We start from the raw sequence: 19,673 nt of genomic DNA, 5'->3' as shown, positions 1-19,673 counted from the left end.
ATATCGTATCAGTGCCATAGATAGGTTAACCATATGTATAAGGATATGTGATGGGCTACGTTTTTCTGTCTCTCGTATTAATTATTTTTCTCATTTTTATTCTGCCTATTTGGCTGTGGCTACATTACAGCAAAAAAAATAATGGGCAGGGGAGTCAGCTAACTGAAAATGAAGTACAACGTTTGATGCAATTAGCAGAGCAAGCATCACAGATGCAGCAACGCATTAAAACGCTTGAAGATATTTTGGATGCAGAACACCCAAATTGGAGGCAAAAATAATGACTCAATTTCGCAACCGCAAACTTTATCGTTTAACGGATAGACGTGTGTTCGGTGGTGTGTGTTCGGGTATTGCTGAGTACTTAGAACTTCCGGTTGCTTTGGTCAGAGCATTAACCGTATTAGCCTTATTTGTAAGCTTTGGTATTACTTTGATTTTGTACATTGTGATGTGCTTTGTTGTCGAAGCGGCACCAAGTGGCTACCGTTCACAGAAAGATATTGGCCCAGAAGTGAGTAGTCTTATTAACCAAATTGATACACAATTAAAATCCGGTGAAATGAAGTTACGCCAGATTGAAAGATACGTTACTTCAGATACTTATACAGTGAACAGTAAATTTCGAAATCTATAGCAAATCGTATCGCCATCACATGATAAGGGATTAGGTTTCAAAACCAAATCCCTTTTGTTTTTTATCAATAAGTGAGTGACATATGGCAAATAACGTTCGTTATCGAATCAAAAAATTTGCAAAGAAACTTATTCTACAAAAAGGTATTCGAATCGCCGCGGTATTACTTATGACATATGGCCCAGCGGGAGTCGTAGGTAAAATCATTAAATTATTGACGAGTAAATGGTTGCTCAATGTACTTATTAAACGGTTAACCTAATACAATTTGTTTTATGCTAAATTATAGTACGCAATATGACGTAAAATGGGTTTAAATTGAAAGGATAAGTCTTGGGAGGAGCATGAAACGACTGCACAGTGAATTAACGGATTTGATGAATAGAAGTGTTGATCGTCATGTTAGGCTCGCAGTAACAGGGCTTAGCCGTAGTGGAAAAACCGCATTTATTACTTCACTGGTGAATCAACTATTGAATGTTAATGCCGGAGCGCGGCTGCCTTTATTTTCTGCTGCGCGAGATAAGCGGTTATTAGGTGTTAAACGGATACCTCATCGTGATTTGTCAGTACCGCGTTTTGCGTATGATGAAGGTATTGCCTCACTTTATGGGGAGCCCCCGAAATGGCCAACACCAACAAGGGGAGTCAGTGAAATACGCCTTAAATTACATTACCGTTCAGAAGACTCTTTTTTGCGCCATTTTGTTGATAACTCATCATTATACTTAGAGATTGTCGATTACCCCGGTGAATGGTTGTTGGATTTACCCATGCTAGATTTAAATTATTTAGCGTGGTCTGAACAAATGAACACCTTAATCAAGGGAGAACGCGCACATTTAGCCCAGCCGTGGGTGGCATTGTGTGAAAAATGTGACCCTTTAGCGCCAGTTGATGAAAATTTGCTTGCTGAAATTGCAGCTGCTTACACTCAGTATTTAGTGGAATGCAAGGCCCAAGGGCAGCACTTTATTCAACCAGGACGTTTCGTTTTACCCGCTGAATTAGCAGGAGCGCCGGCTCTGCAATTTTTCCCATGGCCGAATGTGGCCAAATATGGCGACAAAAAGCTCGCACAGGCAGGTAAAAACACCAATATTGGCGCACTACAGCAACGTTATCAATATTATTGTGAGCATGTTGTAAAGGGCTTTTATCGTGATTATTTCCAACGTTTTGACCGACAAATTGTGTTAGTTGATTGCTTACAACCGCTAAATAGTGGTGTTGATGCTTTTAATGATATGAGAATGGCATTAACGCAATTAATGCGTAGTTTTCATTATGGAAAGCGCACACTACTGAGGCGTTTATTTTCACCTTGTATTGATAAATTACTCTTTGCCGCAAGTAAGTCAGATCACGTAACACCAGACCAACATGCAAATTTAGTGGCTTTGTTGCAACAACTAGTGCAAGAGGCATGGCAGCATGCTGCGTTTGAGGGGATCAGCATGGATTGTGTGGGTCTAGCATCAATACAAGCCACCGAAAGTGGTCTGGTAGACTATAAAGGTGAAAAATTACCTGCGTTAAAAGGGAATCGGCTAAGTGATGGTCAACCGTTAATGTTTTACCCAGGGGAAGTGCCAAAACGCTTGCCGAATGAACAATTCTGGCAAACTCAAGGTTTTCAATTTGAAGATTTCAGACCAAGGCCAACGCCAATGGATCAACCATTGCCACACATTCGTATGGACAGTGCGCTTGAATTTTTGTTGGGAGATAAACTGAAATGAATGAACCCTTAAAACAGCGTTTAGATTTTGCTGAACATAGTGAAAATAAGACGAAAGAATCGCTAAAAAAAGCCCAAGTTTTTGATGAACGTGAACTTGAAAAATTTACACCAGTGTCTTTGGAAACGGAGCAGGACAACCAAGAAGGTGAGGTTGAAAGCCTGATTAACGAAGCGTTAAAACCAAAACGGAGTTTTTGGCGAAAATTAGTTGGCGCGGCTGCGGGAATTTTTGGGGTCAGTGTTGTTGCTCAGCTCGGCGTTTGGATCCACCAATCATGGGTAACACAAGACTGGACTGCGTTAGGTGTCGCTGCCGCGGGCGGTTTAATCGTTGTGGCGGGTGTTGGGTCTGTTGTTGGCGAATGGCGGCGGTTGTATCGCCTGAGAGAACGTGCGGAGGAACGGGACTTTGCTCGCGAATTATTGCACAGTCATGGTATGGGGCAAGGAAAGGCTTTTTGTGAAAAACTGGCTAAACAATCTGCGTTATCGATGCAACATCCTGCAATTGCTAATTGGCAAGCCACTCTTCATGACTCTCATAATGATAGGGAAGTTGTTGAATTGTATAGTAGAATGGTTCAGCCTATCCTTGATGAACAAGCTCGCAAAGAAATTAGTCGTTGTTCCGCAGAATCGGCCATCATGATTGCGGTGAGCCCGCTAGCACTGGTAGATATGGCATTTATTGCTTGGCGAAATATTCGCCTAATTAATCGGATCGCGGCAATCTATGGTATTGAACTCGGTTATTATAGCCGAATTCGGCTATTTCGCATGGTGCTCATTAATATTGCCTTTGCGGGTGCGTCTGAATTAATTCGTGAAGTGGGGATGGATTGGCTATCTCAAGACATTACCGCACGGTTATCAACACGAGCAGCACAAGGTATTGGAGCCGGCTTGTTAACTGCGCGTTTAGGTATTAAAGCGATGGAATTATGTCGACCACTACCTTGGATAGAAAACAAGCCTCGTTTAGCCGATTTTCGCCATCAGTTAATTGGCCAGTTAAAAAATGTCATCCCCAGTAAAAAAGAAAAAGTGTAAAACAATAGCATTGGCAGGGTGAGTTGACAGTTTTTGCTCACTCTGCAGCATCATTTATTGATTAATGTGTTTATTCTTATTTCAAGCCTTAAAAAATAAAGAAAAACCGTGATTTTATTTGTTGATGCTATAAAGCTTACAAGCTGTCAACAATTTGTGACACAAACACTGTATTCCCTTAATGTTTAAGGCTAAAATACCTTTATTCTCTCGGCTTTTTTGATGAAGGTTCTTACCTATGCGCCTCGAAGTGACCTGCCAAGACCGTATCGGTTTAACGCGTGAATTACTTGATCTTTTAGTTCTACAAAATATTGATTTAAAAGGTATTGAAATCTCTCCTCAACGTAGGATTTACCTCAACTTTACACCTGTAGATTTTCAGGTATTCAGCACATTGATGGCAGAAATACGCCGTATTAATGGTGTTATTGATGTTCGCCGAATTTATTTTATGCCTTCAGAAAGAGAACATAAAGCCGTTTGGGCGCTCTTAAACTCATTTCCAGAACCTGTTTTATCCATAGACAACAAGCTAAATATTGAGTTGATTAACCCAATGACATTGCAGTTATTTGGTTATGATGAGGCTAAAATTCGAGAAAAAACCTTTTCACAGCTAGTTGGTAGTCAAGGGCTAGTACGTTGGTTTGAACGGGAGTCTCCAGAGGCGTACACCGAGAAAGTTGTCATTAAAGGCCAAGACTATTTGATGCAAGTAACACCTATTATTTTGGCTGATGAAAATGGTAAATCCCATTGTACAGGAGCAGTATTACTGTTGAAATCAGCTGCAATTTTAGATAAGCAACGCCAACAAGTTATTGAGGCGGATGGCAGCGGTTTTGAACAAATTATTGCTGTTAGCCCTGTCATGGTAAATGTGGTTGAACGAGCCAAACGTATTGCTATGCTGGATGAGCCATTATTACTTGTCGGTGAAACGGGGACTGGGAAAGATATCTTAGCAAAAGCTTGTCACTTGCATAGTGCGAGAGGAAAAGAACCGTTTTTAGGCTTAAATTGTGCTTCGATGCCGGATGATGTCGTAGAAAGTGAATTATTTGGTTATGCAGCGGGTGCCTATCCAAATGCAGTTGAAGGCAAAAAGGGTTTTTTTGAACAAGCCAACGGCGGAACGGTGTTGCTTGATGAAATTGCTGAAATGTCGCCACAAATGCAAATTAAGTTATTACGTTTTTTAAATGATGGAACATTTAGGCGTGTTGGGGAAGAAAAAGAAGTTAAGGTGAACGTTCGTGTGATTTGTGCAACACAGAAAAATTTACCTGAATTGGTTGCCGAAAAGAAATTCAGAGAGGATCTTTACTATCGTTTGAATGTACTGACATTAACTATTCCTCCATTGCGTGAACGTAAAGAAGATATTCAACCGCTGACCAAAACATTTGTCGCCAGTTTTTCCAAAGAGCTTCATATTGCTGAACCTAAATTGGCACCTTCGTTGATAGAATATTTAAGTAGTTATTATTGGCCGGGTAATATAAGGCAACTGAGAAATGCTCTTTATCAAGGGTTAACGCAACTTAATGGCAATATATTAGATGCAGATAATATCCAATTACCTGATGTAGTTAATACCCCCGCACTCGCTTTAGATTCACTCAATGGCTCGCTAGATGAAATCACTAAACGTTATGAAGCATCGGTATTAGCACGTTTATATCGCGATTATCCGAGTACCCGTAAATTAGCTAAACGTTTGGATATTTCTCATACGGCAATTGCCAATAAATTGAGAGAATATGGCCTTAATACGAAAAAAGAGCAAAATTAAATTAAATGTATAAAAGAATAACTTACGTATTCGCAATAATAGGGCTGGTTTTAAGTGGCTCTGGCACAGCAACAACAATACCGGAAGACGGTTTGAATAAGTATTGCCAAGATGTAGTGCGAACAATGGATGAAGTCTATGAAAATGGGGCATTGACTCAATGTTATTTTAAAGACGTATCTTTTTTATCTTGTGTTTGATATGGCAAAACCCTGCTAATACTATTGCTAATTGGTGAATTTTCCTGCTATATAACAAAGACAGCTGCTGTTTTAGGGTATCGTAATCTCATCTGATGGGTTTCAGCCTACAAGGAGTTGCCATGGATCAATTCACTATTAATTTCGTTGTAAATCGTAAGCTACGCGAATACATGAGCCAGAGCCATTATAAAAATGATATGTTTGAGTCTGCCGCCTCAGCCGCCGAACTTTATCTGATGAATAAAGCTGCAGTAAAATATTTAGCGAAGAAAAATCGTTTTACGTGGGAGGCGCTGGTAAAAAATGGCCATAAGCCTCGAGACCTCATTATTGATATTTTGACATCTTGCTGCCCTGTTACCCAGGACCAAGCCTTAAAAGTATTGAGTACGCTCTCTCATACTTTGATTTCTATAATGAGTGACAACAAGTTATTTGCGAATGTTGTTAATGCAAAGAACCACCAACCATTGTATTGGGCTCACGTAGATTAGAGTGGTGTTTATATTATTCAATAAAGCGGGAAATTCCCGCTTTATTGTTAACTACAGTGAACTAAATATGACAAAAGCTTATTTCAAACTATTTAATGCGCTGTCGTAATCAGGTTCTTCAGTTATTTCAGGAACTAATTGGCTATAAATAACGTTATTGTTTTCATCTAAAACAACAACGGAACGAGCGTTCAAGCCTTTTAATGGGCCACTAGCAATATCAACACCATAGTCATTCGCAAACGAGCCGCTACGGAAAGAAGATAGCGTAACGACATTATCTAAACCTTCTGCACCACAAAAACGCGCTTGTGCGAAAGGTAGGTCAGCAGAAATGCATAACACAACCGTGTTATCCAAATCGTTTGCGAGTTTGTTAAATTTGCGAACAGATGCGGCACATACGCCAGTGTCTACACTTGGAAAAATATTTAAAACTTTTCGTTTACCTTCATAGGTTTCTAGCGTTGCTTCGCTGAGATCTTTGGTGACAAGTGTGAAAGATTTAGCTTTTGAGCCCGCTTGTAAAAATACACCATTAACTGTGATGTCATTACCTTTTAATTTAACTGTCTGTGACATGAATTTTTCTCCCGTTCATAAAGTGAGTCACTGATAACTTAATCTATCTCCTAATAAAAAATCTTTGCGATTAAGGTTTTTTAATGGGCAGTTAACAGCGCTGAGTTTTACATTGTACTAATGACCAAATTTTATACGGAAACTTTATCTCTTACCTTGAGTCCTATATGGGGCAAAACAAGATAATTTTACCTACTTTTTATTACAGTATGGTGCATCATCATTATATAACTACTAAGCTTTATCAATGCTTGCGTTTTTTGTTATGCACTTTTTTAAACTGACCTATGAAGTGTAACAAAAGGAAATCGGTCTGTATTGGTTTCTTGAGTCATTATTTAATTACCTGAAAAATGATAGAGATAGGGTTATGGTTCTATAATATGAGTATTAATTTATGTATATTTAAGTTAGGAAATCAATTAATTACACGAGAAATGTGGATATTTAAAATATGAAAGCATATGATAAATTAAGATAAACTACAGAGTAATTACGACTTGATATTACCCATGTTAGATATGGTTTTTTACATCATAAGCTTATGTTTTTATTGTTATAGTGGATTTTTCCAACATTAAAATTACCGAAATGAAACTTAATCAGTAAATGCAGTAACGTTGTTAATAATAGCATCTTCATTTGAAATCATTTAACTAGGCTTTTAGTTAACTTTATTTATATTAACAAGATAGAAAATATAATGCATAAACATTCATTTACATCTTTAGCGATTTTGATTTCTTCAGTCTTTGTTACTACACCAGCTATTAGTGCCGTGATACCTACAGGCACAGTTTTAGCTGAAAACCAAGAAGTTACACGACATTTAAAAGACGAACCCGCATCTTTGGATCCAGTAAAATCAGTGGGGTTAACAGAAGCGCAAGTCATGCGTGACTTATTTGAAGGGCTGGTTAACCAAGATGATCATGGAAAGCCGATCCCTGGAGTAGCTCAACGCTGGGATACGGCTGATAATCGTATTTGGACATTTACACTGAGATCTGACGCACATTGGTCAAACGGTGACCCTGTCACGGCTCAAGATTTTGTTTATAGCTGGCAGCGACTTGTTTCATCTGGAACAACATCACCATTTGCTTGGTTTGCAGCACTAGCAGGCATTAACAATGCGCAAGATATTATTGATGGTAAATTGCCAGTTGAGCAACTAGGTGTTGAAGCGGTTGATACGCACACACTAAAGATTACTCTAAATAAGCCGGTACCTTATTTTCCTTCGTTAACGGCTAACTTTAGTTTATTTCCTGTTCACCAAAAAACCGTTGAAAAGTTTGGTAATGACTGGATAAAAGCCGGAAATTTAGTTGGAAATGGCGCTTTTGTTTTATCTGACAGAGTGGTCAATGAAAAAATTGTTTTGGTACCAAATAAAAATTATTGGGATCATCAAAATACAGTCATCACTAAAGTCACTTTTGTCCCGATTAACCAAGAGTCTCATGCAACTAATCGTTATTTAGCGGGCGACCTAGATATTACCGAATCATTTCCAAAACAACGCTATCAAAAATTGTTAAAAGATATTCCTAATGAAGTCTTTACACCAGACCAATTAGGGACATATTACTATGCTTTTAATACTCAACGTGCACCAACAGATGACGTTCGTGTTAGAAAAGCATTATCCATGGCGATTGACCGCCAATTAATTGCGAATAAGGTATTAGGTACAGGGGAGAAGCCCGCAAATTATTTTACTCCTGATGTCACTGATGGCTTTAAGCCTGAAAAAGGGCTTTATAATAGCTATTCACAAAAAGAGTTAGACCAGCGAGCAAAAGTGTTATTACAACAAGCTGGTTTTGGTCCAAATCACCCATTAGAATTAACGTTATTATACAATAGTTCAGAAAACCATCAAAAAATTGCTATAGCAATTGCTTCTATGTGGAAGAAAAAGCTAGGTGCTGAGGTCAAACTAGTTAATCAAGAATGGAAAACCTATATAGATAGCCGTAATACAGGAAATTTTGATGTTATACGCGCATCATGGATAGGGGATTTTAATGAGCCTTCAACCTTCTTGTCTCTGCTCACTTCTCAGCATAGTGGTAATATACCAAAATTCAACAACCCTATATATGATGAGGTTATCGCATCGGCGAGTATTGAAACAAATGCGCAATTACGCAACCGTTATTATAATAATGCAGAAGCTATCATTGCAAAAGAAGCGCCAATCGCACCTATTTATCAATATACCAATGCACGCCTAATTAAGCCTTGGCTAAAAGGTTACCCGATTAACAACCCTGAAGATGTCGCATATAGCCATAGCTTTTATATTATTAAACATTAAAAAAGATCTCAGCCTGCACATGTTGTGGGCTGTTTTTTCTGACAAAAAGAAAAAAGCTCCTTCCTCTGGAGAATGGGAAGGAGGACCAAAAAAGGAATAAACACTACCTTTTTATAATAAAAAACTCATCGTAAATTTTATTGCTCATTTGTGTCAATTATGTGGTTTTATTTAGCAAAAATGGCGATATTTTGTGATTTATGAGGAATTGTCTGTTTTTATAAGATGTTAATCTCATTCTTTTTTCTTTGTTGTTTTATTCATGTATTGTGGAAGTGATTCTTTAAATAATTGCAAAGAATTATTTATTCGACTACAAATACCGTATTGATTATAAAAGGGAGATATTGCATGGGGCTGATTTATGGTTCTTTATTCCAAAATTCAAATCCTGTACATGCATTTCAGTTAAATGGAGACGGTGGATTACTACCCATTGATGTGAATGCGAGTGCGAGCCAGCAGTCTCCGTTCTGGCTTCATTATGATTATAAAGATCCTCAAAGTTTTAATTGGATTCAGCAATCAGACCTCTTTAATGACCAAGTTAAGTCTGCGCTATCAGGGCATTCAGGGCGTTGGCGTTTGATACGTGTTGGTGATGGTATTTTATTAACATTGCAAACTTTAAATACTAATACTGGCCAGCGGCCTGAGCAATTAGTTGCATTTCGAGTATTTATTAATAACCGGGTAATTATTTCTAGCCGTCACCGAAAAGTAAACTCTTTAGACTCTGTTATTGATGACTTAAAACAGGGAGTAGGTGCGCAAAGCACAGGTGATTGGCTAGTAGAGGTTGCTGATTCTATTACAGATGAAATAAGTGATTTTACAGATTCTTTGCATGAGCGTTTAATTGATATGGAAGACTCCATATTAAATGGCCAAATTCCTGATAGAGGAGAATTTGCATTACTCCGTAAGCAAATTATTGTAATCCGCCGTTATATGGCTCCACAACGAGATATGTTTTCTCGCTTAACAACGGAAAAATTACTTTGGTTAGATGAAACTAATCGTCGTCGAATTCAAGAGATTTCTGACCGGTTAGGGCGTTGCATTGAAGATCTCGATGGATTTATAGCACGTACAGCGATTATTTCTGATGAGATAACGAATATGATGACTGAAATGATGAACCGGCGTATTTATACAATGTCATTAATGGCCATGATATTCTTACCAACAACGTTTTTAACGGGTTTGTTTGGTGTGAATTTAGGGGGGATCCCCGGTAATGAATTCCGTTTTGCCTTTAGTGTCTTTTGCGTTCTATTAGCCGTTTTAATTGCAACTGTCTTGTGGTGGCTAAGAAAAAGCCGATGGCTCTAATATTGATGACTTATTTGTTATAACCGGACCTAGTTTGAGATAAATCAATAAAACTACTGAGGTTTTAGTGCAGTATTAGTCCTGCAGGTGAATGCAACGTTGAGCGATGAACGTTGTGCTCCATAATTGTAGTTTTTCTCATATTGAGTTCTTATACAGAATAATTGACCACTGTAATGCCGATGTAATTTACATCGGCTTTTTTTTGCATTAAATCCGAGCAAAAAATAACCTCCAAACGAGGGGGGGTATTAATAAATATTATTTAACTTCAATAATATCAAGGCGTTCAGCTGCAAAGTCGGGCTTATCATCTTCCTCTATAAAAGGTTGGAGAGGCAGCTCTTCTTTGTCAAACGCAAGGTCACCGCCATTGATAACTTCATCTCCATGAGAAATATTCTTGAAATCAAATAATTCGGTATCACATAAATGAGACGGCACAATGTTTTGAGTGGCGCGGAACATTGTTTCGATACGGCCAGGATAACGCTTATCCCAATCACGTAGCATCTCTTTAATAACTTGACGTTGCAGATTTGGTTGAGAGCCACATAGATTACAAGGGATAATTGGAAATTCTTTAGCCTGTGCAAAGCGCTCAATATCTTTTTCTCGGCAGTAAGCGAGTGGGCGGATAACAATGTGTTTTCCGTCATCGCTCATTAATTTAGGAGGCATGCCTTTTAACTTACCGCCATAAAACATATTTAGGAACATGGTCTGTAAAATATCATCACGGTGGTGACCAAGTGCAATTTTAGTTGCACCTAATTCAGTTGCTGTACGATACAGAATTCCACGTCGTAAACGAGAGCACAATGAGCAAGTTGTTTTCCCTTCCGGAATTTTTTCCTTTACGATCCCATAGGTATTTTCTTCAACAATTTTGTACTCCACACCAAGGTTATCAAGGTATGCAGGTAAAATATGCTCAGGGAAGCCAGGTTGTTTTTGGTCCAAATTAACCGCAACTAATGAAAATTGGATAGGGGCACTTTTTTGCAAACTTTGCAGGATAGAAAGCAGTGTGTAACTATCTTTACCTCCAGACAAGCAAACCATTATCCGGTCACCGTCTTCTATCATGTTAAAGTCAGCGATTGCTTGGCCAACATCACGGCGAATTCTTTTTTGCAACTTGTTTAAGTTGTACTGTTCTTTATTGGTTGTCATTCTCGGTTGTTCTTTCTTGTTTCTGATCGTTATTTAAATTTTTGAAAAATATATGCTTTTTGGTTTTTTGTCGTTCTCGTTGTTTCTGAATTAACCCAGTCTTATACTGACTCGTGTATAAGACTTTGTATAAGATTCTAGACATTGGATAAGACTGATATGTCAGAAATTAATAAACTCACAGACAAAAAGCTAAAAAACATTCATGGTAAAGAAATCTCTAAGCTGGTAATGATAGCAGATGGTTGGGGGCTTTCGATACTAGTAAGCAAAAAAGGTTCTATCTCATGGTTATACTCTTATCGATTTGGAGGTAAGTTAAGTAGGATAATAATAGGGTAATATCCTGATTTATCGCTTAAACAGGCGCGAGACAAGCAGGACCAGCTTAGAGCTATTTTGGCTTCAGGACATGACCCAAAACATATAAAACTAGGTGAAGAAAACGCGGATGTTAAAATAACAATTAAGGATGTTATAGAGTACTGGCTCACTGAATATGCAGCATATCACAGAAAAGATTTTGAAATGCTGCGTAAGAAGTATAAGAAAAATATTTATCCTTATATAGGTGACCTCCCTGTCGAAGAGGCAACAACAAAAGATTGGATTGCATGCTTTGATAGAATGAAAGATACAGGTCCCGTCGCGGCTGGTAACTTACTTTTAGACTCGAAGCAGGCTTTAAAATATTGTTCGATTCGAGAGTATGCTAAAAGTGATGTTTTATCATTACTTAGCGTTTCTGATGTAGGTAAGAAAAAGCAGAAGCGAGAGCGTGTTTTAACGAATAATGAATTAAGAACTTTACTTGAGGCGCTTAATAATCATCAACGCATTGCTTAATATTATAAAAAACTACTTATTTTATTATTAATTCTTGGCTCAAGAACCCAAGAAGTTAGGCTTAGCACATGGCGCGAATGGGATCTGGACGATAAAGTCTGGATAGTGCCAGCTCAAAATAGCAAGGAAGGAAATAAAATCTATAGACCTATCCCGGATAGGGTGGCGACATAGCTTCAATCTTTCAAAGGACCTAAAGATAGTTACGAGTTAGGCGAACTGAAATAAGCATCAAATGTGAGCACATTTTGTCGGATATTATGGCGTAGAACTGGTCACTCTGAACATTGGACTGCTCATGACTTGCGAAGAACATTTTCAGCATATCTAAATGATTTAGGACAACCACCTCACGTTGTTGAACAGTTGGTTGGGCATATCATGACGGGAGTGATGGCGGTTTATAACAAAAGTCAATATATGAACGAAAAGACGGTTACATTGAATATTTGGTTGGATGAGTTGGAGAAGTTCGGGCTGAAACTAGATATTATAAACTGATTTAACGATAACTTATTACCAATGGCAGCCCTGAGTTAATGGCTGCCTAATACCAAAAGCGGTAAGCGTTCTGTCATTGCTATACAAGGTGTGAATCTAACTTAATCAGCGTTATTCTTTTTTTCATATCCATATAAATTAATCCTACCAGACAAATACTCACCTAAATACACTTCACTAATTTTACTGAAACCTTGTTTCGATATATTGTCTTCTAACCACTTAATGTCTTTGTCGATGATTTCAAGTAGATCATGGTTAGCTAAGCCATCCACTATAATTGGATAACGTATATTTTCATCGCCACTTTGGATAATGGTCAATTGCCCATTCTGTTCGAGAACAACGCGTTTTAGCTGCTCTATTTCGTAAATGCCATTTGATCTTAGTTTGAACATCAAATCATTAGCGGAAACACCATTTTTTAGACATTCTTTAACATTAACGCTGCCATTATGCACCAAGGTTATAGGTTTACCATCAATAATTCGTTTAATGAATGGATTGTTCTCTTTTAAAAATTTAAGAGCAAAAACAAGCAAAGTCCAGATGATTAACACTAGTATAAATTGCAGTATTGTTATTGATTCATTGTAAATGACTCCACCGATAATGCCGCCTAGAACATAGTTTTGAACTTGATCCATTGCGGATGAGGGGGCTAAATTCCCTTTGCCCATGAGGTTTATTTGAACAATCAGACATAGAATCCCCAATCCAAGTTTTATAATAATAGGTGTATAAATAATCATTTTATGCCTTATTTTTTATGATTTTAATTTCGGGATTTGTTAGCCAAACTTTTTCTAAGCTGTAAGTTTGTTGATCTAAGCTTAAGTGAATACGATAATATCGGTCATCAATTTTAATGATGATGCCATCGGATAATTGTACAGAGTTAGAAAATATAGAATTTATATCTACACCTTTTTCTTTTGATAATAACCTTACGAAATTAACCATTTGGGATGATTTTGAGTGTATATTTTGACTGTCGGTATAATCTTGATACTGAATACCTAAAATGAAGAGTAAGAATAAGAAGGCGATGATCGTTAAATCCCGATATTTAGTTTGTAGGCGATGACGCATATATAGGATGAAAAAAACAATTAAAGTAAATAAAGTTCCAAAAATAACAATATATTTCAAGTAATCATTTATATTAGACTGCGCTTGTAAATAATCTATCCCATAAAAATTCATATAGAAATCATTCCTGATTGTTCACGATATCCATCTTTATTATAGTGGCTTATTACGATTTTAGCTCTGATATTAAATTCTCATTTTGAGTTGTTGGTCATTACTTGAGACCTGTCATTGATTTTTATGCCGAAGTTAAAAATTGTTGATAGTTTCAGTATTTATCAAAGGTAGTATTTCGAAAAATTGTTTGGATTGTATTAACTATTTGATTGAAAAATGCACCGTAGGATCAGAAAAAACAACGATAAATAATATTTATTCATCGCTCAAATCATTTTCTTGTGTTTCTGTATATTGGCTGTTTAGTGCTAACAGCAGACATAGCTTGTATCCTACGTGAGCCAGTTTATAGGGAGCAGATCAATGCATCTGTTCAATGCAAAGAGGATATCCCAGTATTTCCAGAAAGAAATACTGGGAGTCTATTGTTACCTAGCGATGAGCGCGAATACGCCCCAGCCAAAGTATTCCCGCGCGTAGGTCACGTGACGTTTCGGCGAGACCGTTAGCTCGACCCTGATTTCCGCCGCGAAGCTGTCGTCAGGGTTGGCTTCCAGCCAACGGCGCATGGTCAGCCATTTCGCGGCCTCATACCGGTCCCAGCCTTCCTGATCTGCCAGTACCATTTCCACCACGTCATAGCCGAGACCGTCGAACGCGCTGACAAGCCCTGGCAACGTCAGTAAATCAGCTATCGTGCTGACACCACAGGCCTGCGCTATCTCATCGGTCTCGGGTAGCTGACGCCAGTAGGGTTCGCCGATAAGCATGAATCCGCCCGGTTTCAAGCTCTGAGCTAGCAGCCCGACGGTCCCAGCAAACCCACCAGCAATCCATGTTGCGCCGATGCAGGCGACCACGTCGAATTTCTCCTCTGCAACATACCCGGCGGCGTCGTTATGTATGAACTGCACCCTGCTGCTGACGCCGAGTTTTTCCGCGCGGCGTCTAGCCTGCTTGCTGAATAACTGGCTCATATCGATGCCGACCCCGGTAATAGCGTGATCCCGGGCCCAGGTACAAAGCATTTCCCCCGAGCCGCTGCCGAGGTCAAGAATGTGAGTATCCGGCTTCATGCGCAGCACGCGGCCTAGCGTGGCGTACTTCTCTTCGGTGAACGGGTTGTGGATGCGGTGTTCGCTTTCACTTATGGTAAATATACGTGGGATATCCAATGCTGAACTCCTTTTATTATATTGAGTATTAAGAGGAAGTTCCTCTGAGTTTTTTGCTTTTTCAGCCAGCAGAGCAAATAGTTTCCCCTCAAATGTCTCGCTGACTGGCCAGTCGTGGCTTTCTGGAGAAGGAAGCAGGGTAAATCCGACATTATCGAGCAGGCTGACGTACTCGTCATCGCGCCAGGCTGTCATCTGGCTGCCGAATCGGGTGGTGTGACCGTTTGCCTCTATGGCCCAGAACTGTGTTGAGCTGGTCTGCGTTTCTTCATCCCAGCCATGTTCCGTCAGAAGTAGATGAGGGACGCCTAGAAACAGTCCGTCCAGACAGCGCTGCCAGCTTGCTTTAGTCATTCCCTGGCGCTTAACTTCTTCGAAAGTATGGACTTCAGTGAGCAGCCGGCCACTAGGCTGCAGCCACAGGGCGCAGCGGCTGATGATGGTGCTCGCATCCACCGTGCTGAACACATTCAGTTCCCCAAACGTCATCATGATGAAATCGAACGGCCTATCCGGCCAGTATGCGCGGATATCCTGCTGAACATAATCGATATTCAAATTGGCATTCTGCGCCTGCTGGCGGGCCCAGCTTACGGATGCTGGTGAGAAATCCACGCCAGTACAGTGAAATCCAAGCTCCGCTAAGCGGTGGGTATAAAAGCCGGGACCGCAGCCGAGATCGAGGATTTGTGCACCAGGTAATAACTGGTTTGCGATCCATTCCACCTGCTGCTCAATGACGCTCTGTCTACGGCTGGCCCAGTCGTGATCCTGCGATAAATGGTTCGCCAGCATGCGTTGGCTGAAGGCTGGTTCATCCCAGGGGATTTTGCTTTCCTCCACTGACAGCTGGATGTGTCGGGATGCGGAAATAAGGGTATTAATATCCATCATGCTCTTCTTAGCGGTTATCAAGCTGTGCGCGAACATTATTCAGCCCGGTGGTGTTGATGCGGTACGGCTGACCGTTTACGGACTTGATAAGTTTTTTGGTTTTGAGTTTTTTGAAAGTGGCAAGAGTGCAGTCGCTGAGCAACATCCCTTCACGGGTGTAGCATTCAACGGCGGTGATGCGGCCAGACGCATCGCGGATGTGCGCGATACGGCCACCTTTGGCGAGAACGTGTAAGGTACGTTGTTCCTGACGGGATAAATTCATACTGAAGAACCTGTTTTATCATCATGTGCAAAACTTGCAAACACACTGGGGTGTTCACATTCGATTTCGGCGCATTGATAATCAGTTCGGCCTGAAGAGGTCGGTAAGCTGATTATCGGATGATTACATTCTCCAGCATCAAAGCCTCGGGTTGAGTTGAAAGGTACTTACAGGGTGTAATGTTAACACACAATTTTAATATGGGTATGTACGGTACAATAAAGTGTGATTTACTTCATCAAATTCCCTTTTTTAACTTTGGCCTACTTCCCGTTCATTCACATAGAATGCTGTTAGCAATGTCTGTTTCTTACCCAAAACAGTGATTCTGAAAGTAGCCAAGCACATTTCTTCTTACCAAGCCCCGGTTTTCTTCGTGCTGGGAATTTACCTATTTTTTCGAGTTTAAAAGCCGTACTACGAGCGATATCCCTAGGACATATGGAAATATGGCAGAGGTTTCTAGGTACCTAGGATGTTATCGCGCGACAGTAAAAAATACTCTACCGATGTTAATGCTGAAAATCATGCTGTGATAAATGGGCGATTAATGACTATGTACAAAACAAGAGAGAGAGGCACTTCAAATCTCGCCAAAGAATCAGATGGTGCCATTTCTATATCTAAACGTATTAACGCTGAATCCGATGGCAAAAGCTCGCAAATTAATACGAGGTAACGGATGCGTAATATTCAACAAGTACTAGAAATGTGGGGAGCATGGGCTACGAATCATGTCGAGTCAGTTTAGTGGTATCCTACAGCAGCAGGCTTTAGTCGTTTAATACCCAATAAGGTTAAATCTCGATCTCAATGTTGTGACGACGATGCAATGATTATTTCTAGCTGTATGGCTCAATTAAATAAAAAGAACAGTCATATGTATGACTTGCTACTGGATTATTATTTACTTGGGAAAACATTCATGCAGCTAGCTAGAGACCATAAATGCTCAGATACCCACATAGGAAAAAAACTTCAGAAAGCGGAGGGGTTATTGACGGAATGTTGGTGATGTTGGATATAAAGTTAGAATTAGATAGGTATGTAGAGCAGATTTAATAAAATACTTTACGATCGTAAAATAGCTGATATTGTGATAAGAATGACTACAACGTCAATAGCTTATGAGCCTCACTTCGGTGGGGCTTTGTTTTCTGTAAAATTTGAGTGAATTGTATGAGATTGAGTAGTTTATTCCCTGTATTTTTATTAATTGCCCCGACTGCATTTGCTATAGACACATTGGACCCTAAAATTGAATATTATTCAGATGTGACTTTAGTTAATTTCAGTTCGGGACAAATAGAAGGGGGACGCTATTTTTGTGTGAAAGGAGTGAATCATGGTGGCGATATTGTCGCCTGTGCTGTTTCTAATAAATCAGAATGGGCATCATCTTACGATCAGTTTTTTCAGCAAGCTTATTACTATTATACAACTGGAAATAAAGTAAGGTTGTATATCCAGCCAAATGTATGGACTCACCCAAAATTTAGTCACACCTTTTCTAATAAAGCGATAGCTGGATTTGCTAGCTGTAATAATAGGTTCTGTATGGGGCCAACAAGATAACGCTATTCTAGCGTAATCACATTTTACTAATACAAGGCTGCGCTTTACGTGGCTTTTATTAAATTGTATTTGATGTATGAATTGATAGGGATTTAAAATAATTATTTATCATTGAGTTATCGATCTATTCTTGTATTGAATATATGGTTAAATCCATATTGATTATTAAAATAATCGTAGTATCTATAAAAAAACCTTGCTATACGTAAGGATGTATGAGTAAATGTGCTTATCGGTTTGGAAGTACAGACCTATTTATGAAAGCAAGTTTTGAAAAGTTCCCCCGTTTAGCGTTATCCCATAGATACCATTCGTAGTGAATTCCTCCTAATTAGTTCCATAAGTATGAATAAAAATCAAACCTATATGCCATGTGGCAACAATTAAAAATTCAAAGGAATTCAATATGTCTAATACAATGACTGGTTTAGTAAAATGGTTTAACGAATCTAAAGGCTTTGGCTTTATTTCTCCTGCTGATGGTAGCAAAGATGTGTTCGTACACTTCTCTGCAATTCAAAGCGACAGCTTCAAAACGCTGAACGAAGGACAAAAAGTTAGCTTCTCAGTAGAGAATGGTGCAAAAGGCCCAGCTGCGGCAAACGTGGTGGCGCTTTAAGGGCGATATCTTTATGAGATGCCCTTGTTGTAAAGGGGCTCAGTACAGACGGTACCATTTTGAAGCAACAAAAAGTAACCCTTCTGGTGCTAAATGTATTTTCTGTAAATCTAATATGACGTTAGCTTAAATAACATATAGATTATGAAACCCTGCAAAAAGCGGGGTTTTTTGTTTTATATATCATTACAATCCCCCCAGTGAGAGAGTTATGTGTTACAATAGCTATGCCATCATACCTCATTGCTATAGAAGCAAATCTTGCAGTTGCGAGTTTTTATTTTAAAAATAGATGCGGTATCCAAAGGATTTATTTCCTAAGGGATCACCTATGAACTTACCTACCTTTTATCAACGAATTTTATCACTAACGCAAAATGTACTAACTATTTTAGGGCTGCTTTTAGCCTCGCTTGCATTGGTCTACTGGATGTAAAATCATTCCGCCATTAACTCAATTGGAAGAGTATTTAGTCTTAGCAAAACTAAGAGTCGGGGTTCGATACCTCGATGGCGGTCCATAAGTTATAAATCTTTTGTACAATGTAAATGCGGAGATGTATGAACTATTACATTCAGATGACGATGGAACCAAAAGGTAATTACAAAATACACAAAGTTGGCTGTAAACAAATGCCGATGGCTTCAAATCGTTTCTACCTAGGTAACCTATTTAATGCTATACATGCAATAGCAGCAGCTAAAGCTTCAGGATATAACCTTATTAAAATATGTGCATGTTGTACCAGTAGAAGTGCGAGGTAATACGATGAAAATATCCTGCCTAGTGCAGTTTTTTGTTTGAATTAGTCGTTCAAAGCTAAAGTTAGTAAATCATAATTGCACTGTTTAGATTTAAGTCTTTTTGGGTGCGTTAAATACGCGATTACCTCAATATTTTAATCAATCTAAATCATTTGACAAATAGTGATTGTGTGCGGCTATCTCTATTCAAGATGTAAGCTAAATTAATCTTTATGTATAATAGCGTACTCACATATACATGAATGATGTATTTATGTATTTATGTATTTATGTATTTATGTATTTATGTATTTATGTATTTATGTATTTATGTATTTATGTTTTTTGGTACATTTATTGTCTTCGTGGGCATAATTACATTACTCGAAAATTATGGTGTCATCTCCGGAGATGTGAAGTGGGGGTTGGTTTTTACTATATAGGGAGGAGCGATAAAGTGATTACTATACTAGTATATAGTGTATTTATTTAATTCTCGA

Annotated in this window: 21 protein-coding genes, 1 tRNA gene and 2 pseudogenes; 17 read left to right on the top strand and 7 right to left on the bottom strand. The window is 38.9% G+C overall.

The annotated features are described in order from the left end of the window. Positions 1 to 50 precede the first annotated feature (50 nt). From pspB to PSE72_RS03010, 7 genes are all read left to right on the top strand, one after another. Positions 51 to 281, top strand: a complete 231-nt coding sequence (gene pspB / locus PSE72_RS03040) for an envelope stress response membrane protein PspB (protein WP_004910474.1) — start codon at positions 51 to 53, stop codon at positions 279 to 281. After that, entirely contained in the window at positions 281 to 637 is a 357-nt protein-coding gene (gene pspC / locus PSE72_RS03035; protein ID WP_115167361.1) for an envelope stress response membrane protein PspC, read from the top strand. The genes pspB and pspC overlap by 1 nt, the downstream gene beginning before the upstream one ends. Positions 638 to 719: 82 nt before the next feature. Next, the gene (locus PSE72_RS03030; protein ID WP_115167360.1) at positions 720 to 899 is read left to right on the top strand and encodes a hypothetical protein; all 180 of its coding nucleotides are present in this window, start codon (positions 720 to 722) and stop codon (positions 897 to 899) included. A gap of 82 nt (positions 900 to 981) precedes the next feature. Next, positions 982 to 2,379 (top strand): YcjX family protein, encoded by a 1,398-nt coding sequence (locus tag PSE72_RS03025; protein ID WP_115167359.1) that lies wholly within the window; start codon positions 982 to 984, stop codon positions 2,377 to 2,379. Next, a complete protein-coding gene (locus PSE72_RS03020) occupies positions 2,376 to 3,431 on the top strand; it encodes a YcjF family protein (RefSeq protein WP_198641211.1) in 1,056 nt (351 codons plus the stop codon). The genes PSE72_RS03025 and PSE72_RS03020 overlap by 4 nt, the downstream gene beginning before the upstream one ends. Before the next feature lie 238 nt (positions 3,432 to 3,669). Continuing rightward, positions 3,670 to 5,229 carry a transcriptional regulator TyrR gene (gene tyrR / locus PSE72_RS03015; protein ID WP_198641210.1) on the top strand — a complete coding sequence of 520 codons (1,560 nt, stop codon included), beginning with the start codon at positions 3,670 to 3,672 and terminating at the stop codon, positions 5,227 to 5,229. 322 nt (positions 5,230 to 5,551) lie between these two features. After that, positions 5,552 to 5,926 carry a hypothetical protein gene (locus tag PSE72_RS03010; RefSeq protein WP_042851578.1) on the top strand — a complete coding sequence of 125 codons (375 nt, stop codon included), beginning with the start codon at positions 5,552 to 5,554 and terminating at the stop codon, positions 5,924 to 5,926. 78 nt (positions 5,927 to 6,004) lie between these two features. Here the strand turns inward: PSE72_RS03010 and tpx are convergent, their stop codons facing one another. Beyond that, entirely contained in the window at positions 6,005 to 6,508 is a 504-nt protein-coding gene (gene tpx / locus PSE72_RS03005; protein WP_115167358.1) for a thiol peroxidase, read from the bottom strand. A 703-nt stretch (positions 6,509 to 7,211) separates the two neighbouring features. Between tpx and PSE72_RS03000 the strand changes: the two genes are divergently transcribed. Together PSE72_RS03000 and zntB are read left to right on the top strand one after the other, a co-directional pair. Next, positions 7,212 to 8,834 carry a peptide ABC transporter substrate-binding protein gene (locus PSE72_RS03000; RefSeq protein WP_115167357.1) on the top strand — a complete coding sequence of 541 codons (1,623 nt, stop codon included), beginning with the start codon at positions 7,212 to 7,214 and terminating at the stop codon, positions 8,832 to 8,834. A gap of 351 nt (positions 8,835 to 9,185) precedes the next feature. After that, a complete protein-coding gene (gene zntB / locus PSE72_RS02995; protein ID WP_004910490.1) occupies positions 9,186 to 10,169 on the top strand; it encodes a zinc transporter ZntB in 984 nt (327 codons plus the stop codon). 261 nt (positions 10,170 to 10,430) lie between these two features. On the opposite strand, the gene ttcA is transcribed toward zntB, so the two are convergent. Beyond that, positions 10,431 to 11,372, bottom strand: a complete 942-nt coding sequence (ttcA, locus tag PSE72_RS02990; protein WP_267689768.1) for a tRNA 2-thiocytidine(32) synthetase TtcA — start codon at positions 11,370 to 11,372, stop codon at positions 10,431 to 10,433. A 132-nt stretch (positions 11,373 to 11,504) separates the two neighbouring features. Here ttcA and PSE72_RS02985 point away from each other — a divergent pair, with 132 nt between their 5' ends. From PSE72_RS02985 to PSE72_RS19925, 3 genes are all read left to right on the top strand, one after another. Then, positions 11,505 to 11,687 (top strand): Arm DNA-binding domain-containing protein, encoded by a 183-nt coding sequence (locus tag PSE72_RS02985; RefSeq protein ID WP_272690883.1) that lies wholly within the window; start codon positions 11,505 to 11,507, stop codon positions 11,685 to 11,687. 57 nt (positions 11,688 to 11,744) lie between these two features. Then, positions 11,745 to 12,191, top strand: coding sequence for a hypothetical protein (locus PSE72_RS02980; protein WP_115167355.1), 447 nt, complete (start codon positions 11,745 to 11,747; stop codon positions 12,189 to 12,191). A gap of 237 nt (positions 12,192 to 12,428) precedes the next feature. After that, positions 12,429 to 12,692 (top strand): tyrosine-type recombinase/integrase, encoded by a 264-nt coding sequence (locus PSE72_RS19925; RefSeq protein WP_115167354.1) that lies wholly within the window; start codon positions 12,429 to 12,431, stop codon positions 12,690 to 12,692. 101 nt (positions 12,693 to 12,793) lie between these two features. Here PSE72_RS19925 and PSE72_RS02975 read toward each other — a convergent pair whose 3' ends face one another. The 5 genes from PSE72_RS02975 to PSE72_RS02955 form a co-directional block, all read right to left on the bottom strand. Then, positions 12,794 to 13,444: a DUF421 domain-containing protein gene (locus PSE72_RS02975; RefSeq protein ID WP_115167353.1), complete on the bottom strand. Its 651-nt coding sequence runs from the start codon at positions 13,442 to 13,444 to the stop codon at positions 12,794 to 12,796. A 1-nt stretch (position 13,445) separates the two neighbouring features. Next, positions 13,446 to 13,898, bottom strand: coding sequence for a DUF3290 domain-containing protein (locus PSE72_RS02970; RefSeq protein WP_115167352.1), 453 nt, complete (start codon positions 13,896 to 13,898; stop codon positions 13,446 to 13,448). Positions 13,899 to 14,329: 431 nt separating this feature from the next. Next, a complete protein-coding gene (locus PSE72_RS02965) occupies positions 14,330 to 15,967 on the bottom strand; it encodes a class I SAM-dependent methyltransferase (RefSeq protein ID WP_115167351.1) in 1,638 nt (545 codons plus the stop codon). A gap of 10 nt (positions 15,968 to 15,977) precedes the next feature. Further along, a complete protein-coding gene (locus PSE72_RS02960) occupies positions 15,978 to 16,235 on the bottom strand; it encodes a YjhX family toxin (RefSeq protein ID WP_115167350.1) in 258 nt (85 codons plus the stop codon). 293 nt (positions 16,236 to 16,528) lie between these two features. Beyond that, positions 16,529 to 16,663 (bottom strand): helix-turn-helix transcriptional regulator, encoded by a 135-nt coding sequence (locus PSE72_RS02955; protein WP_272673799.1) that lies wholly within the window; start codon positions 16,661 to 16,663, stop codon positions 16,529 to 16,531. Between the two features lie 254 nt (positions 16,664 to 16,917). On the opposite strand from PSE72_RS02955, the pseudogene PSE72_RS02950 reads away from it, so the two are divergent. The 5 genes and pseudogenes from PSE72_RS02950 (at position 16,918) to PSE72_RS02930 (ending at position 18,950) form a co-directional block, all read left to right on the top strand. Continuing rightward, positions 16,918 to 17,297, top strand: a pseudogene (locus PSE72_RS02950) (antiterminator Q family protein). Positions 17,298 to 17,414: 117 nt separating this feature from the next. After that, the gene (locus tag PSE72_RS02945; RefSeq protein WP_115167349.1) at positions 17,415 to 17,810 is read left to right on the top strand and encodes a subtilase family AB5 toxin binding subunit; all 396 of its coding nucleotides are present in this window, start codon (positions 17,415 to 17,417) and stop codon (positions 17,808 to 17,810) included. Positions 17,811 to 18,216: 406 nt separating this feature from the next. Next, a complete protein-coding gene (gene cspE, locus PSE72_RS02940; RefSeq protein ID WP_006661258.1) occupies positions 18,217 to 18,429 on the top strand; it encodes a transcription antiterminator/RNA stability regulator CspE in 213 nt (70 codons plus the stop codon). Continuing rightward, a pseudogene (ymcF, locus tag PSE72_RS19920) lies at positions 18,386 to 18,547 on the top strand (cold shock small protein YmcF); the annotation flags it as partial. The gene cspE and the pseudogene ymcF, both read left to right, overlap by 44 nt. Positions 18,548 to 18,872: 325 nt before the next feature. Continuing rightward, positions 18,873 to 18,950 (top strand) — tRNA-OTHER (locus tag PSE72_RS02930). Positions 18,951 to 19,673 lie beyond the last annotated feature (723 nt).

The organism is Providencia sp. PROV116, assembly GCF_028482485.1.
In the GTDB taxonomy this organism is placed as follows: Bacteria; Pseudomonadota; Gammaproteobacteria; order Enterobacterales; family Enterobacteriaceae; genus Providencia; species Providencia rettgeri.
This window is presented reverse-complemented; position numbering and strand designations above follow the sequence as displayed.